Source organism: Sodalis praecaptivus (genome assembly GCF_000517425.1).
Taxonomy (GTDB): Bacteria; Pseudomonadota; Gammaproteobacteria; order Enterobacterales; family Enterobacteriaceae; genus Sodalis_A; species Sodalis_A praecaptivus.
The window spans coordinates 1,470,857-1,486,717 of record NZ_CP006569.1; the positions used below are offsets into that span (position 1 = coordinate 1,470,857).

General features: G+C 62.9%; 14 protein-coding genes. 12 read left to right on the plus strand and 2 right to left on the minus strand.

Features of this window, described 5'->3' with window-relative positions:
- Positions 1-61 precede the first annotated feature (61 nt).
- From aroC to SANT_RS06590, 5 genes are all read left to right on the plus strand, one after another.
- A complete protein-coding gene (aroC, locus tag SANT_RS06570; protein WP_025421500.1) occupies positions 62-1,147 on the plus strand; it encodes a chorismate synthase in 1,086 nt (361 codons plus the stop codon).
- 5 nt (positions 1,148-1,152) lie between these two features.
- A complete protein-coding gene (gene mepA, locus SANT_RS06575) occupies positions 1,153-1,983 on the plus strand; it encodes a penicillin-insensitive murein endopeptidase (RefSeq protein WP_025421501.1) in 831 nt (276 codons plus the stop codon).
- 71 nt (positions 1,984-2,054) lie between these two features.
- Positions 2,055-2,855, plus strand: coding sequence for a sulfite exporter TauE/SafE family protein (locus tag SANT_RS06580; RefSeq protein WP_025421502.1), 801 nt, complete (start codon positions 2,055-2,057; stop codon positions 2,853-2,855).
- A 9-nt stretch (positions 2,856-2,864) separates the two neighbouring features.
- Positions 2,865-3,419, plus strand: a complete 555-nt coding sequence (locus SANT_RS06585; protein ID WP_025421503.1) for an elongation factor P hydroxylase — start codon at positions 2,865-2,867, stop codon at positions 3,417-3,419.
- Between the two features lie 27 nt (positions 3,420-3,446).
- Positions 3,447-3,722 carry a YfcL family protein gene (locus tag SANT_RS06590; RefSeq protein WP_025246033.1) on the plus strand — a complete coding sequence of 92 codons (276 nt, stop codon included), beginning with the start codon at positions 3,447-3,449 and terminating at the stop codon, positions 3,720-3,722.
- Positions 3,723-4,121: 399 nt separating this feature from the next.
- Here SANT_RS06590 and mnmC read toward each other — a convergent pair whose 3' ends face one another.
- Positions 4,122-6,179, minus strand: a complete 2,058-nt coding sequence (mnmC, locus tag SANT_RS06595) for a bifunctional tRNA (5-methylaminomethyl-2-thiouridine)(34)-methyltransferase MnmD/FAD-dependent 5-carboxymethylaminomethyl-2-thiouridine(34) oxidoreductase MnmC (RefSeq protein ID WP_025421504.1) — start codon at positions 6,177-6,179, stop codon at positions 4,122-4,124.
- 155 nt (positions 6,180-6,334) lie between these two features.
- Between mnmC and fabB the strand changes: the two genes are divergently transcribed.
- Entirely contained in the window at positions 6,335-7,546 is a 1,212-nt protein-coding gene (fabB, locus tag SANT_RS06600; protein ID WP_025421505.1) for a beta-ketoacyl-ACP synthase I, read from the plus strand.
- A gap of 179 nt (positions 7,547-7,725) precedes the next feature.
- Positions 7,726-8,934, plus strand: a complete 1,209-nt coding sequence (locus SANT_RS06605) for an MFS transporter (RefSeq protein ID WP_025421506.1) — start codon at positions 7,726-7,728, stop codon at positions 8,932-8,934.
- A gap of 244 nt (positions 8,935-9,178) precedes the next feature.
- Here the strand turns inward: SANT_RS06605 and flk are convergent, their stop codons facing one another.
- Positions 9,179-10,195, minus strand: a complete 1,017-nt coding sequence (flk, locus tag SANT_RS06610; RefSeq protein ID WP_025421507.1) for a flagella biosynthesis regulator Flk — start codon at positions 10,193-10,195, stop codon at positions 9,179-9,181.
- Positions 10,196-10,484: 289 nt separating this feature from the next.
- Here flk and pdxB point away from each other — a divergent pair, with 289 nt between their 5' ends.
- The 5 genes from pdxB to accD all read left to right on the plus strand — a co-directional run bounded on the left by pdxB (position 10,485) and on the right by accD (position 15,799).
- Complete coding sequence (pdxB, locus tag SANT_RS06615) at positions 10,485-11,618, plus strand: 4-phosphoerythronate dehydrogenase PdxB (protein WP_025421508.1); 1,134 nt, start codon at positions 10,485-10,487, stop codon at positions 11,616-11,618.
- 493 nt (positions 11,619-12,111) lie between these two features.
- The gene (locus SANT_RS06620; RefSeq protein WP_025421509.1) at positions 12,112-13,125 is read left to right on the plus strand and encodes an aspartate-semialdehyde dehydrogenase; all 1,014 of its coding nucleotides are present in this window, start codon (positions 12,112-12,114) and stop codon (positions 13,123-13,125) included.
- A gap of 38 nt (positions 13,126-13,163) precedes the next feature.
- The gene (truA, locus tag SANT_RS06625) at positions 13,164-13,976 is read left to right on the plus strand and encodes a tRNA pseudouridine(38-40) synthase TruA (protein WP_025421510.1); all 813 of its coding nucleotides are present in this window, start codon (positions 13,164-13,166) and stop codon (positions 13,974-13,976) included.
- A gap of 39 nt (positions 13,977-14,015) precedes the next feature.
- Entirely contained in the window at positions 14,016-14,678 is a 663-nt protein-coding gene (locus tag SANT_RS06630) for a DedA family protein (RefSeq protein WP_025421511.1), read from the plus strand.
- A gap of 200 nt (positions 14,679-14,878) precedes the next feature.
- Complete coding sequence (gene accD / locus SANT_RS06635) at positions 14,879-15,799, plus strand: acetyl-CoA carboxylase, carboxyltransferase subunit beta (RefSeq protein ID WP_025421512.1); 921 nt, start codon at positions 14,879-14,881, stop codon at positions 15,797-15,799.
- Positions 15,800-15,861 lie beyond the last annotated feature (62 nt).

The following is a 15,861-nucleotide window of genomic DNA, read 5'->3' on the forward strand; positions in this document are numbered from 1 at the left end:
AGAACTCGCGTGCGGCCGTGGCGTGTCTGTTTTATATATCAGGAATTGGTAAGGAGTCCCGATGGCAGGGAACAGTATTGGACAATTTTTCCGCGTTACCACCTTCGGCGAATCCCACGGGCCGGCCCTGGGCGGGATCGTCGACGGCGTACCGCCGGGTATCCCGCTTAGCGAGGAGGATCTGCAGCGCGATCTCGACCGCCGGCGGCCCGGCACGTCGCGCTATACCACGCAGCGGCGCGAGCCGGACCGCGTGAAGATCCTCTCCGGCGTATTCGAGGGTGTCACTACCGGCACCAGCATCGGGCTGCTTATTGAGAATACCGATCAGCGCTCGCAGGATTACAGCGCTATCAAAGATCTCTACCGTCCAGGCCACGCCGATTACAGCTACGAACAGAAGTATGGCCTGCGGGATTATCGCGGCGGCGGTCGTTCATCGGCGCGGGAAACGGCGATGCGCGTCGCCGCCGGCGCCATCGCCAAGAAATATCTAGCGCAACACTGCGGCGTGCAGGTGCGCGGTTTTCTGGCGCAAATGGGCGCTATTCGCTGCGATCTCAAAGATTGGGCTCAGGTGGAACAAAATCCCTTCTTCTGCCCGGATGTCGACCGTCTGGAGGCGCTCGATGCGCTGATGCGCGATTTGAAAAAAGCCGGGGATTCCATTGGCGCCAAGGTTACGGTCGTAGCAGAGAATTTGCCCGCCGGCCTGGGTGAGCCGGTGTTCGATCGCCTTGATGCCGATCTGGCCCACGCGCTGATGAGCATTAACGCGGTGAAAGGGGTCGAGATAGGCGATGGCTTCGCGGTCATCGGCAAGCGCGGCAGCGAAAACCGCGACGAGATTACCCCCGAAGGTTTTCAAAGCAATCACGCCGGCGGCATTCTTGGCGGCATCAGCAGCGGCCAGCCGGTTATCGCTCATCTCGCCCTGAAGCCCACCTCCAGTATCACGGTGCCCGGTCGGACGGTGAACCGCAGCGGCGAGGCGGTGGAAATGGTGACCCGCGGTCGTCACGATCCCTGCGTCGGCATTCGCGCGGTGCCGATCGCCGAGGCCATGATGGCGATCGTGTTGATGGATCATCTGTTGCGCCAGCGTGCGCAGTGCGCGGACGTTGTTGCGGCGGCGCCGATATGGTGACCATGATGCGTAGGCTAATCCCGGTCTGGCTGGCGCTGGCGGCATTCGGCGCGGGCGCCGCGCAGACGCCGTGGCAAAAAATCGAGCATCCCATCGCCGGCGCGCCCAGCGCCATCGGCAGCTTCGCCAACGGCTGTATTATCGGCGCCCAGCCGTTGCCGCTGGAGGCGGGGAATTATCAGGTGTTACGGCCGGATCAGCGGCGCTACTTCGGCCATCCGGATCTGCTGTTGTTCATCCAGCGCCTGAGTAATCAGGTGAAACATTTGGGGCTGGGAGAGGTGCTGGTCGGTGATATGGCGATGCCGGCCGGCGGCCGGTTCAGCAGCGGGCACGCCAGCCACCAGTCGGGACTGGATGCGGATATCTGGCTACAGACGCCGCGTCAGCGCTGGAGCGCCTCCCAACTGCTGAAACCCCAGCCGCTGGATCTGGTGTCGGCCAACGGCCGCGGCGTAGTGCCGCGCCTGTGGCAGCCGCAAACCGCCGCGCTGATTAAACTGGCGGCGGAGGATGACCAGGTCACCCGTATTTTTGTCAATCCGGCCATTAAAAAGCAGCTGTGCCTGGATGCGGGCAGCGATCGCGACTGGCTGCGCAAGGTCCGGCCCTGGTTCGGTCACCGGGCCCATATGCACGTTCGGCTGCGCTGTCCGCCGGGCAGCCGCGACTGCGTCGATCAGCCGGCACCGCCGCCGGGCGACGGTTGCGGCGCCGAACTGGAGAGCTGGTTTCTGCCGGCCAAACCCGGCACCGGCGCACCGGTGAAAAAAACGCCGCCGCCGCTGCCTGCCGCCTGTCAGGCGCTGCTCGACCAACATCGGGTATTGCCCTGAAAAGTAGGCCGCCGCGCCAGCGTCGCCGGGGCCAGTGATGGCCCCGCGCTACCGTCATTAGGGAATTGAGTATGGATTGGTTCGTGGTTTCGCCCTGGCTGCTGGCGGGGCTGTTTTTGGTCGCGGTACTGGCCGGGTTTATCGATACGCTGGCCGGCGGCGGCGGGCTTATCACCATCCCGGCGCTGCTGGCCGCGGGGCTGCCCCCAACGCAGGCGCTGGCGACCAATAAATTACAAAGCGTGGGCGGCAGCTTCTCCGCCAGCCTGTATTTTGTGCGTCGCGGGACGGTGAAGCTCGCCGATCAGAAACGCAATATCGCCATGACTCTGCTGGGAGCGGCGGCGGGCGCCGTTCTTATTCAACATGTGCGCGCCGATTTGCTGCGCCAACTGCTGCCGCTGCTGGTGATAGCGATAGGTCTCTATTTCCTGCTGATGCCGCGTATCGGCGCCGAAGATCGGCAACGCCGGTTATCCGGCTGGCCCTTCGCCCTGGCGGCCGGCGGCTGCGTGGGGTTTTACGATGGCTTTTTTGGGCCCGGCGCCGGCTCATTTTACGCTCTGGCTTTTGTTATGCTAAGCGGCTATAACCTCGCCACCGCCACCGCACATGCCAAGGTGCTGAATTTTACCTCCAATTTCGGCGGTCTGATGCTGTTTGTCCTTTCGGGCAAAGTGATATGGGCGGTCGGTCTGGTGATGCTGGCGGGACAAATTCTGGGCGCACGGCTTGGCGCCCGCATGGTGCTGGCGAGAGGGCAGCAGCTGATCCGGCCGATGATCGTGGCGGTGTCGCTGTTGATGAGTATCAAACTGATTTATGACAATCACGGCGCCGCTATTGCGCACTGGCTGACCGTGTGGCTGTAAAGGTAAAGCATGTCCGTACAAACCCATCATTATCAACAGTTGATTGACGCCTTCGACGGCTGTTTTGCCGACACGTTGAATACGCGGTTAATTAAAGGCGACGAAGAGCCCCTCTATTTGCCAGCCGACGAGGCGGCGCCCTATCATCGCATTATCTTCGCCCACGGCTATTATGCCAGCGCGCTGCACGAAATCGCCCACTGGTGTATCGCGGGCGCTCGCCGCCGGCTTTTGGTCGATTTCGGCTACTGGTATTGCCCCGACGGGCGCGATGCCGACACGCAGGCGCAGTTTGAACGCGCCGAAATCAAACCGCAGGCGCTGGAGTGGATGTTTTGCATCGCCGCCGGCTTCCCCTTTCATGTCAGCTGCGATAATCTCAATGGAGATTGTGAGCCTGATCGCATTTTATTCCAGCGGCAGGTGCATGCGCAGGTCATGTTGAATCTGGAAAACGGGGTAGGGCCACGCCCGGCGGCGTTTATACAGGCGCTGCATCGCTATTATCAAACGCCGCCGCTGGCGCAACAGCAGTTCCCTTTGCCATCAGAGCTAAACGAATAGCATTACAACATCATCAAGAGGATGAGTATGATCGCGGATTTTGAAGCGCGCATTCTGGCGCAGATCGATGAAATGGTCGAGCATGCCAGTGACGATGAACTGTTCGCCGGCGGCTATCTGCGCGGTCATCTGACGCTGGCGGTCGCGGAAACCGAACAGAACGGCGAGCATACCCTGGAGGCGCTGCATAGCCGAGTGCAGGAAAGTCTTGAGCGCGCCATCAGTAAAGGGGAGCTGTCGCCGCCGGATCAGATTTTGGTCAAAACCATGTGGCAAACGCTCTATCAGCGCGCCGCGGGCTGAGTCGCGCCACCGTGACGCTGACCCGCCCCCGGTTTCGCGTCGCATGGGACGGCGGTGGAGCAGTAGCGCGGTTTCGCGCCGCGCAGGACGCCGATGGACGTCGATGGGGCAGTAGCGCGGTTACGCGTCGCGCGGGGCGCCGATGGACGGCAGTGGAGCAGTAGCGCGGTTTCGCGCCGCGCGGGGCGCCCATGGACGGCGGCGGGGGAGTAGCGCGGTTTCACGTCGCGCAGGACGCCGATGGACGGCGGTGGGGCAGTAGCGCGGTTTCGCGCGGCAATCAGCGGCGGTAGCGGACGTCCAAGGTTCAGCCGTCCCGCGCAGCGGCTTACAACAACGGCTGTTCAGTAGGAGAGGGTGAATGTAGCCCTCCTTGCGCCCAGCGCCTGCTTCACCCGCTTATGAGTCCTCTGCGCGCGGGGAGGTAGGCCGCCGCTGGACGATCTCTCTCCCCTTCAATAATTTGCGTATCCAGAAACGGTTGGGATTCAAGGCCTGTGCCACGGTGCGGTTAACCGGCAAGGGCTCGCCGAATATCTGGGCCGCCACGATTTCCGCCGCCAGCGGCGCGCTGCACAGGCCGCGGGAACCCAATCCCCCCAGCATGAATAAATTGGCATACCCCGGGGCCGCCGGCAGCGGCGCACGGTCCGGTGGCTGCTGCGCCAGGTTAGCGTAGGCGCGCAAGGTCGCCTCGAAATCCGGCACGTTGCCCACTAACGGCAAATGGTCGCGGACCGCGCTGCGAACGCCGCAACGCGCCTGCTGGCCGCTGATATCCACCGCGTCCAGCCAAGGCGCCTCCGGCAGGCAATCCCGCAATCGTTGCAGATTTTGCTGCTGTTCGCTTTCACGGTAATCCGTACCGGCGTCGCCGCGTTGATAGCTGGCCCCCAAGCAATGGCTTGCGTTGCCGGGGCTTTGCGGCGTGAGATAACCATCAAAACACAGGACCTGGCGCAGCGCCGCCAGCGGCGCCGTTGCCGGTATATGACTCACTTGACCGCGCGCCGCATAAAGCGGCAGCAACGCGGTAGGGGCCAGTGCGCTCATCCCCTGTCCGTTGGCCAACACGACCGTGGCGTGGCGCGCTTCGACTCCGTCGGCGAACCTCAGCCTCCAGCCGCCGCTGCCGTCGGCGCTTAGGCCGTTGACCGGCCTGCGGTAGTGTGTTTGCAGCCCCTGGCGCGCGGCAAGCTGTAGCGCGCCGGCGGTCAACTGCGCCGGATTGAGCCAGCCTCCCGCCGGATACATTAGGCCGTCCCGGCCGGTTTCTACCCCGACCAGAGCGGCCATGTCCTTACGCGCCACCGGCCGCACCAAGGTGGTTGGCCAGCCGGCGCCAAGGATCTGGGCAATTTTGGCGGCGCTTTTCTCGTCCCAGGCCAGCTGGGTGACACCGCACCAATGATGTTCAAAGACCAGGCCTTGCGCCGCCAGCTGTTGATAGCAGCGCAGCGCATAGGGAAAGGCGGTGGCGTAAAATTGGGCCAAGGCATCATACCGGTGATTGAGCAGCGGATAGAGTGCGCCCTGACGATTGCCGGACGCGCCTTGCGCCGGTTGACCGTCGGCGCAATAGAGCGTGACGCGGGCGCCGCGCCGTTGTATCGCCAGCGCGGTAAGCGCGCTGGCGATACCGCCGCCGATAATCGCTACATCGTCAGGAACCGCGGCCGCGGGACGGGCGTACCAGGGCGCCGCGCCGGGGACGGGACGCGGCAGGCGCGTGCCGGTAAGCATCTCCCGCTTACGGCCGAACCCGTTAACCTTCGTCACGGCGAATCCGGCCTGCTGAAGCCCGCGGCGAACAAAGCCGGCGGCGGTAAAGGTAGCGAAACTGCCGGTCGGCGCCGCTAACCGGGCCATGGCGGCAAACAGCGTTTCCTGCCACATGTCGGGGTTTTTCGCCGGCGCGAAGCCATCGAGAAACCAGGCGTCGACGCCACCGTTAAGGCTGGGATCCAGCGTCGGGATCAGCGCGTTTACATCGCCGAAGCCGATATCGAGAATCACTCGGCCTTGCGCCAGCTCCAGGCGATGATAGCCGGCCAGCGGCTGCGGCCAGAGGGTTTGCAGTTCGCGCGCCAGCGGCGCCAGTTCTTCCCAGGGCTCAAGCGCGCTGCGCAAATCCTCAGGAGCGAGGGGGAATTTCTCAAAGCTGATGAAGTGCAGGCGCCGCGCGCCCGTTATTAGCTGTTGCCGGCAATGTTGGTCAAAAGCATGCCATAACGCCAGAAAATTGAGGCCGGTGCCGAACCCGGTTTCCGCCACCCTGAAAACCGGGCGCGGATGATGGCTAAAGCGGGCGGGCAAGCCGTTTCCGTTGAGAAAAACATGGCGCGTTTCCGCCAGACCATCCTGATTGGAAAAGTAAACGTCATCAAATTTTTGGGATACAGGTGTACCCTGTTCGTTCCAGCGCACGACGGCGGGTACAATAGCGTGGCGGTTCACGGCAGCAGGCTCACGGCAGGGAAAGTGGCACGATTCTAACCACGCGGGCTTTCCGGTGCAAATTTTGCTAACATCCGCTGATCGGACTTGTTCAGCTTACATCTGTAAGCTAAAGTGCGTGACTGAAACTCAAATATTATTACAAGAGGTATTAAATGAAACGTGCTGTGATTACCGGCCTGGGGATCTTATCAAGTATCGGTAACGACCAAAAAGAAGTCCTGGCCTCGTTGCAACAAGGCCGCTCCGGGATTACCTTTTCCCAGGAATTGAAAGATTCCGGCATGCGTAGCCATGTCTGGGGCAATGTCAAACTCGATACTACCGGGCTGATTGATCGCAAAATGGCGCGCTTTATGAGTGATGCCTCTGTCTACGCCTTCCTGTCCATGGAGCAGGCGATTGCCGATTCCGGCCTAACCCCCGACATGGTCTCCAACGATCGTACCGGCCTTATCGTGGGCTCCGGCGGCGGCTCACCGCGCAATCAGGTTGCCGGATCCGACGGCATGCGCGCCCGCGGTTTGCGCGGCGTGGGGCCCTATATGGTCACCAAAGCCATGGCCTCCGGCGTATCGGCGTGTCTGGCGACGCCTTTTAAAATCCGCGGCGTCAATTATTCCATCAGTTCCGCCTGTTCGACCTCCGCGCACTGTATCGGCAATGCGGTGGAAATGATCCAGCTCGGCAAACAAGATGTGGTCTTCGCCGGCGGCGGTGAAGAGCTGTGCTGGGAAATGGCCTGTGAATTCGATGCCATGGGGGCGTTGTCCACCCGCTACAACGAAACGCCGCAGAAAGCGTCGCGCACCTATGACGTTAATCGCGACGGCTTTGTTATCGCCGGCGGCGGCGGTATCGTGGTCGTGGAAGAGCTGGAGCACGCCCTGGCCCGCGGCGCCCATATCTATGCCGAAATCATCGGTTATGGCGCGACCTCCGACGGCGCGGACATGGTAGCGCCGTCCGGCGAAGGCGCCATCCGTTGTATGCAGATGGCGCTGAAAGAGGTAGATACGCCGGTGGATTATCTTAACGTGCACGGCACCTCCACCCCGGTCGGCGACGTGAAAGAGCTGTGGGCGATTCGCGAAACCTTCGGCAGCCAGCATCCGGCGTTCTCCTCCACCAAAGCGATGACCGGCCACTCGCTGGGCGCAGCAGGGGTGCATGAGACGATCTTTACGCTGCTGATGTTGGAGCATGGTTTCATCGCCCCGAGCATCAATATTGACGAACTCGATCCGCAGGCGGAAGGGATGAATGTCATCACCGAGCCGACCCAGCGCACCTTGACTACCGTGATGAGCAACAGCTTTGGTTTCGGCGGCACCAACGCCACGCTGGTGATGCGGAAATACCGCTGAGCCGCGTCGGATGCGGACGCGCCGTGGGATAGCGGCCTTCGCGGCCCTTTTGCCGCACACCGGCGTAAGCCTTCACGCTAACCAACGCTTCCCTCTCTACCGTGACGGCCTCGGCAGGGAAAGGGCGTTGGTTTTTTTATGCTCTCTATGCCGTTAATTGTCAGGAGCAAGCCCGCACTATGCACGCTGAACCGACTACATTGGGCACCATTCCGGCGAATAAGACGCTGTTCTCGCTGTGTAGCGCGGTGTTTCTGTGTTATTTGACCGTGGCGTTGCCGCTACCGGTTATCCCGCTTTACGTCCATGACGAGCTGGGGCTCAGTAATACCCTGGTGGGCGTCGCGGTCGGTGTTCAGTTCCTGGCCACGGTACTGACCCGCAGTTACGCCGGCAGGCTCGCCGACCAGTTCGGCGCCAAGCGATCGGCGCTACAGGGGATGGCGGCATGCGGACTGGCCGGCGTGTTCTATCTGCTTTCCGCCCTGCTGCCGTTGCCGGTTTATCCGCGCTACGGGCTGCTGCTGATAGGGCGCGTGATGCTGGGTTTTGGTGAGAGCCAATTGCTGACCGGCACCCTAAGCTGGGGGTTCGGTTTACTGGGGCAGGCGCGGGCGGGTAAGGTCATGTCGTGGAACGGCGCCGCAATTTATGGCTCGCTGGCGGTGGGTGCGCCGGTCGGTCTGCTGCTCTATCACCGCTCCGGTGGTTTTATTACTCTCGGGTTAACGACGCTGCTATTGCCGCTGCTGGCCCTGGCCTGCAATGCCCGCGTTGCGTCGATTCGACCGCATCCCGGCAATCGGCCGTCCCTCAAAGCGGTGCTCAGATTGATTTGGCTGCCGGGGATGGCGCTGGCGCTGCAGGGGGTGGGTTTTGCCGCCATCGGGACCTTCGTTTCACTGTATTTCAATCTGCGGCATTGGGATCATGCCGGTTTCGCTTTCAGCGCCTTCGGTATTGCTTTCGTCGCCCTGCGCTTTTGGGGCAGCCATTGGCCGGATCGCTTAGGCGGCGTACGGCTGACGCTCATCTCGCTGGCGGTGGAGGCGCTCGGCCTCGCGCTGCTGTGGCTGGCGACCGATCCCGGTTTGGCGCTGCTGGGGGCGGGCTTGACCGGCGCCGGATGCTCATTGATATTCCCCGCCATGGGGGTGGAAGTGGTGAAACGAGTACCGGCGCAGGCGCATGCGACGGCGGTAGGCGGCTACAGCGCGTTTCAGGATGTCGCCTATGCCCTGACCGGACCGCTAACCGGCATGCTGGCGACCGCCTTCGGTTACGCCTCGGTATTTGGCGCCGCCATGCTATGCGCGCTGGTGGGCGTTGTCGTAACGCTGCTTTTCGCCCGGCAGCGATGGCTGGACAGCGGCGACTCCGGCCTTTGACCGGCACCTGGGCGCGCGCGTCAACGGCGCGCCGGCCTACCAGGGTAACGGCCTCCCGCGCGCCGCTCTGGCGCTTCGGCGCGCGGTGCTAACCGCGCAAAACCGCGTTTGCCGCAGCAAAAAGGCGTTGTCGCCCGCGTCGGCTCGCCGCAGGCCGGCGCGCGTTGCGCCCCGCGCAGTAACCCTCTCAGCCGCGCTCATCAGTCAATCTTTCCCCGCGCCTATCCTGTCGCACCGCGCCCGGCTATGAGCGGGCCAGCAGCCAGACAACCAGCAGCACCACGGCGACGAACACCCCGATCACCAGCGGCGAACGCGCCGCGCGGACGGGCCGCGGCTCGTGTTCCGTCGCGATGAGCGGATGGGTCACCGGCTGGAGCAGCCGGACATCGGGGGTTTGGTGCTGGCTTTGGGTGCGGCTCAGGCGATAAATAAACAGATACTGCATCACCGCGTTGACCTGGGCGCTGGTTAAGGGCGTCTGGCTGTCGGCGGCGAAATGTTGCCGGCAGTATTGTTCCACCGCCTGCTGCTCCTCGCCGTGAATGGGGTGCTTGAGCACCGCCGTGAGCGTCGCCAGCGTGGGATGCCCCTGCTGCGACAGCGTAAGATGGCTTTGTAAAAACTGGCTTAACAGCGGGAAATGGCGGGCGGGAATCGGATCGCCGGATTTCAGCCCCATCATGCGGTGCAGACTTTCCCAAAGCTCGGTCGGCGTTTCGCCGGTCAACGCCGCCAGCCTTGTAATGAGCTGACTGATGGCCTGGTGTTCCGCCGGCAGCAGGGTGCGATCGGTCATGGCGGCCTGCTGCGGCGCTGGAATATCCAATTGCCCGCTTTGCAGTAATTGCAGCACCTGACGCAGTTGGCCGGCGTCCAGTTGGCTTAATACGGTGTGGCCGAACTGGCTGCGAATATAGTCACTGACCGCCTGCCGATTATTGCCCTGGGGCAACAGATCGGTTAGCTGCTGCAACAGCTGTCGACCGGCGAGCGTCTCCTGCGCCGTCAACAATCGCCCCTGTAGCATCTGTTCGGCGGCGATGAAATGCCGCACCCGTAACTCGCCGTCGCCGGCAATGTGCAGATGATGGAACAGCGCGGCCCAAATTTCCGCGGGTTTACTGGGACTCAGGGCCAAGATGCGGGTAATCAGCCGCTCAAGCGTGGTGCGCTGGGCGGTGGTCAACGGCTGATCCGGGCCGGTTGGCGGCGGCGTCTGACCCCGTGGCGGCGTACCGGGACCGGTAACTGGTTGCATAGTACATGTCCTCTCGGGATGGCAGACGGTGAAAATCCGACGCGGCGGCGCGAACGCGCGCGGCTGTTGGGGGCTGATCATAGCAAGCCCCCGCCGGCAGCGGTAGCCTCTGGCGCCGAGATGGCATTTTCTGCCGGACTGGCATCATTAGACCGTGCCCCCGCAAGCTTAGCGGGTTGCGCCGGCGGCAATGGCAAAATGAAGCGTGATAGGGTTGGGATTCTTGTGCATTCGGTGGCAGAATATTCCCCCTTTAACGTTTGATGGCAGGGTTCTGCCGGAGCCTGATGTGAAAATCCTGGTGGATGAGAATATGCCCTACGCCGAGGCGTTGTTCGGTCGCTTGGGCGACGTACAGGCGGTAGCGGGCAGGGCTATTCCCGCGCCGGCGCTGGCGCAGGCCGACGCGCTAATGGTGCGTTCGGTGACCCGCGTCGACGGCGCCCTGCTCGACGGCAGCCGGGTCGCGTTCGTCGGTACCGCCACCGCCGGCACCGATCATGTGGATGAGGATTGGCTGGCGCAGGCGGGAATTGGTTTTTCCGCGGCCCCGGGCTGCAATGCGATTGCGGTAGTGGAGTATGTTTTTTCCGCGCTGCTGTGGCTGGCCCAGCGCGATGGTTTCGCCTTGCGCGATAAGACCGTCGGCATTGTCGGCGCCGGTAACGTCGGCGGCCGTTTACAGCGGCGGCTGAATGCGTTCGGCGTGCGTACCCTGTTGTGCGATCCGCCGCTGGCGGAAGCGGGGGCGCCGGGCGACTGGCAGCCGCTGGAAAAGCTAGTGGCTGAGGCGGATGTGCTGACTTTCCACACGCCGCTCACCCGCGCCGGCCGGCATGCGACCTGGCATCTGGTCGACGAGACGCTGCTGGCGGCGCTGCCGGCCGGCCGTATTATCATTAATGCCTGCCGCGGCGCGGTTGTGGATAACGCCGCTCTGCTGCACGCGCTGGAGCAGGGTAAGCCTCTGGGTGTGGTGCTGGACGTCTGGGAGCCGGAGCCGGCGTTGTCGCTGCCGCTACTGGCCCGCGTTGATATCGGTACCGCTCATATCGCCGGCTATACGCTGGAGGGCAAGGCGCGCGGCACGACGCAGGTCTTCGATGCCTACAGCGCCTTCGTTGGCAGCGACGCGCGCGCGAGCCTGGCGGCGCTGTTGCCGCCGCCGGCGGTGGAGCGTATCCGTCTGCGCGGCGCCATTGACGAAGAAGCGCTGCGCCTGTTGGCGCATCTGGTCTATGATGTGCGGCGTGATGATATGCAGTTGCGTCGCGCGGCCGGTCTGCCGGGCGAGTTTGATCGCTTGCGTAAACACTATTATCAGCGTCGGGAGTGGTCGTCGCTCTGCGTAGAGACCGACGACGACGCCGGCGCGGATACCCTGCGGCAACTGGGATTCCAGGCCCGGCCGGTCGTCGGTTAAGGCTGCGCAGGGCGCAGGAGGCCTTTGCCGTCGGTTCAGGCCGCGCAACGCCCCTGAGGCCTTTGCTGCCGGTTAAGGGCGTGCAACGTACAGGACGCCTTTGCTGCCGGTTAAGGACGCGCAACGCCCAGGACGCCTTTGCTGCCGGTTAAGGGCGCGCAAGGCCCAGGACGCCTTTGCTGCCGGTTAAGGGCGTGCAACGTACAGGACGCCTTTGCTGCCGGTTAAGGGCGCGCAAGCCACAGGACGCCTTTGCTGCCGGTTAAGGCCGCGCAACGCCCAGGACGCCTTTGCCGTCGGTTAAGGCCGTGCAAGGCACAGGACGCCTTTGCTGCCGAGTGAGACCGCGAGGCGCCGGCGCGCCCGTACCCGCCCGTGCATCCTCGGGCCCGTGGCGGGCGGCGCATGCGCCAAGGGTGTCCCACCACATTTTGATGACGGATGCCGCCGCCGCAGAGCGCCGCGGGGCATCCCAATAACGGGAGATGAGATGATGTCTGACGGCTGGAATATCGCCCTTCTTGGGGCAACAGGCGCAGTCGGTACGGCGCTGCTGGATATTATGCAGGAGCGCCAATTCCCGTTCGGGGAACTTTTTTTATTGTCCAGCGAGCGTAGCGCCGGTGAGACGGTGCGGGTCAACGGGCAAAGTTTCCAGGTCAGCGAAGCGGCGCAATTCGACTGGTCGCAGGCGCAGTTGGCGTTTTTTGTCGCCGGCGCTCAGGCCTCGGCGCTGTACGCGGCTGATGCCGCCGCCGCCGGCTGTCTGGTTGTGGATGTCAGCGGCCTGTTCGCCCTGGAGCCGGACGTCCCGCTCGTGGTGCCGGGGGTCAATGACGATGTGCTGGCCGATTACCGCAACCGTAACCTGGTGGCGGTGGCGGATGCCTTGACCAGCCAATTACTGCTGGCGGTAAAACCCCTTACCGATTTGGCGGGCCTGAGCCATCTGCACGTCAGCACGATGCTGTCCGCGTCCACCCACGGTAAGGCGGCGGTAGACGATTTGGCGGGCCAGAGCGCGCGCCTGCTGAATGGTTTGGCCGCTGAGCCCGGTTTCTTTCCGCGTCAGCTGGCGTTCAATTTGCTGCCGCTGCTGCCCGATGACGCGGGATCGGTGCGCAGCGAGCGCCGTCTGGTAGACGAAGTGCGCAAAATCCTGCGCGATGAGGGGTTACCGATTTCGGTCAGCAGCGTGCAGGCGCCGATATTCTACGGCCATGCACAGCTGGTGCATCTGGAAACGCTGCGGCCGATGGCTGCGGAAGAGGCCCGCGTGGCGCTGGCGGCCTGCGAGGGGCTGACCCTGAGCGACGAGCTGGACTACCCGACGCCGGTGGAAGATGCCTCGGGGAACGTCGCGCTGAAGATTGGCTGTTTGCGTAACGATTATGGCATGCCCGATTTACTGCAATTCTGGTCAGTGGCGGACAATGTTCGCTTCGGCGGCGCGCTGATGGCGGTACTCACCGCGGAAAAACTGATGGCCGAGGCCAGCGCATGGTAACGGCGCAAACGGCGCCGCTCCCCGAGGTGGACGAAGCGATGCCGGCGGCGGCCAACGATGGCGCGATGAGGCTGGCGCTCGGGATTGAGTATGACGGCAGTGCGTACTACGGCTGGCAGCGGCAGCAGGAAGTGCCCAGCGTGCAGGCGTGCCTTGAGCGTGCGCTCTCGACGGTCGCCGACCAGCCTGTCGCGGTCCACTGTGCCGGCCGTACCGATGCCGGCGTGCACGCGACGGGGCAGGTGGTCCATTTCGACACCCGGGCGCGCCGGCCGGACGCCGCCTGGACGCTGGGCGTCAACGCCAATCTGCCCGCCGATATCGCCGTGCGCTGGGTGGCGCCGGTGGCGGACGATTTTCATGCGCGTTTCAGCGCCACCGCCCGGCGCTACCGCTATATTATTTATAACCATCGCCTGCGTCCGGCGCTGCTCGGCCGCGGGCTGACGCACTATTACCACCCCCTTGATGCGCCATCGATGGCGCGCGCGGGCCAATGTTTGCTGGGGGAGAACGATTTCACCTCTTTTCGCGCCCTGCAGTGCCAATCGCGCACTCCCTGGCGCAACCTGCACCATTTGCACGTCACGCGCCAGGGGCAATATGTGGTGGTGGATATCAAAGCGAATGCTTTTGTTCATCATATGGTTCGTAATATTGTAGGCAGTCTGCTGGAGGTAGGTTGCGGCAACCGGCCGGAAAGCTGGATAGCCGAACTGCTGGCGTGCCGCGACCGGACGCAGGCCGGCGCTACCGCCCCGGCGGAGGGGCTTTATCTGGTGGCGGTGGAGTATCCATCGCGTTTCGCCCTGCCTGCGCCGCCGCCGGGGCCGTTATTTCTAGCGGAGTGACCGCTAATGTCTATCGCGTTGCGTTACCGGGATAACTGAATGGAATATATAAAATTTACTATCGATTTTATTTTACATATCGATGTCCACCTGGCAGAACTGGTGGCGCAGTACGGTGTTTGGGTGTATGCCTTTTTGTTTCTGATTCTGTTTTGCGAAACCGGTCTGGTGGTCACGCCTTTCCTGCCGGGGGACTCGCTGCTGTTTGTCGCCGGCGCGCTGGCGGCTTTACCGAGTAACGGGCTTGATATTCATGTAATGGTGCTTTTGATGGTCCTGGCGGCGATCGCCGGCGATGCGGTCAATTATACCATTGGCCGCCTGTTCGGCGAAAAGCTGTTCAGCCGCCCCGACTCGAAAATATTCCGCCGAAGCTATTTGGAAAAAACCCACCAGTTCTACGCCCGCCACGGCGGTAAAACGATTATCCTGGCGCGTTTTGTGCCTATCGTGCGGACTTTCGCGCCGTTCGTGGCCGGCATGGGACATATGCGCTACCGCCATTTCGCGCTGTATAATGTCGCCGGCGGCCTGCTGTGGGTTCTACTGTTCAGCTATGCCGGCTATTTCTTTGGCAATATGCCGATGGTGCAGCAGAATCTGAAGTGGCTTATCGTGGCGATTATCCTGCTCTCGGTGCTGCCGGGCGTAGTGGAAGTGTGGCGCCAGCGCCGACTGGCCGCCAACGGTAAAAGTGAGTAATTTCCCGATGCCGGCGGGCAAAATGTGTACAAAGTACAGAGTTTTCTGTGCCAAGTCGCTGGCCGTTATGGTTTAATGGGCAACCTTTGGCGCGCCATCCCCGGCGGGGAGCGCGCAAAACGGCGGCCTTCTCGCCGCGGTAAAAGGTCAAGTAGATATAGCGGACTGGCGGATGCCAGGTTCAAACAGAAAGGTTATCGATGAGCTGGATTGAACGAATTCTCAATAAGAGCACTATCACCCCGGCGCGCAGGGCGAACATTCCCGAGGGCGTATGGACCAAATGTGATAGCTGCGGCCAGGTGCTGTACCGCGCGGAGCTGGAGCGCAATCTGGAGGTCTGCCCCAAGTGCGATCACCACATGCGTATGACCGCGCGCGCGCGCCTGCACGCTTTCCTGGATAAAGGAAGCGAGTCAGAACTCGGTAGCGAGCTGGAGCCGAAAGATATCCTGAAGTTCAGGGACTCGAAGAAGTATAAGGATCGCCTGGCGGCGGCCCAGAAGGCCACCGACGAGAAAGACGCGCTGGTGGTGATGAAAGGCACGCTGTACGGCATGCCGGTGGTCGCCGCGTCCTTTGAATTTGCCTTTATCGGCGGGTCGATGTCCTCGGTGGTCGGCGCGCGTTTTGTGCGCGCGGTGGAGCAGGCGATGGCGGACGACTGTCCGCTGGTATGCTTTTCCGCCAGCGGCGGCGCCCGCATGCAGGAAGCGCTGATGTCGCTGATGCAGATGGCCAAGACCAGCGCCGCGCTGGCGCGGCTGCGCGAACGGCGGTTGCCCTACATTTCGGTGCTGACCGATCCCACCATGGGGGGCGTTTCGGCCAGTCTGGCAATGCTGGGGGATTTGAACGTCGCCGAGCCGAAAGCGCTGATTGGCTTTGCCGGTCCGCGCGTGATTGAACAGACGGTGCGTGAAAAACTGCCGGCCGGCTTTCAGCGCAGTGAATTTCTGCTGGAAAAGGGCGCCATTGATCTCATCGTGCGTCGCCCGGAAATGCGTCTGCGCCTTGCCAGCCTGCTGGCGAAACTGACCAATCGGCCGCAGCCGCAGGATCCATTGCCGCACGAACCGCGCCCTGATGCGGTCCCGGAGGATCATCAGGACGGGGCCTAAACGGGCGGCGCAAGCCTGCCCGTGGCCATCTGCCGGGGCGGGGCAGGCTTAGTGAGAACCCA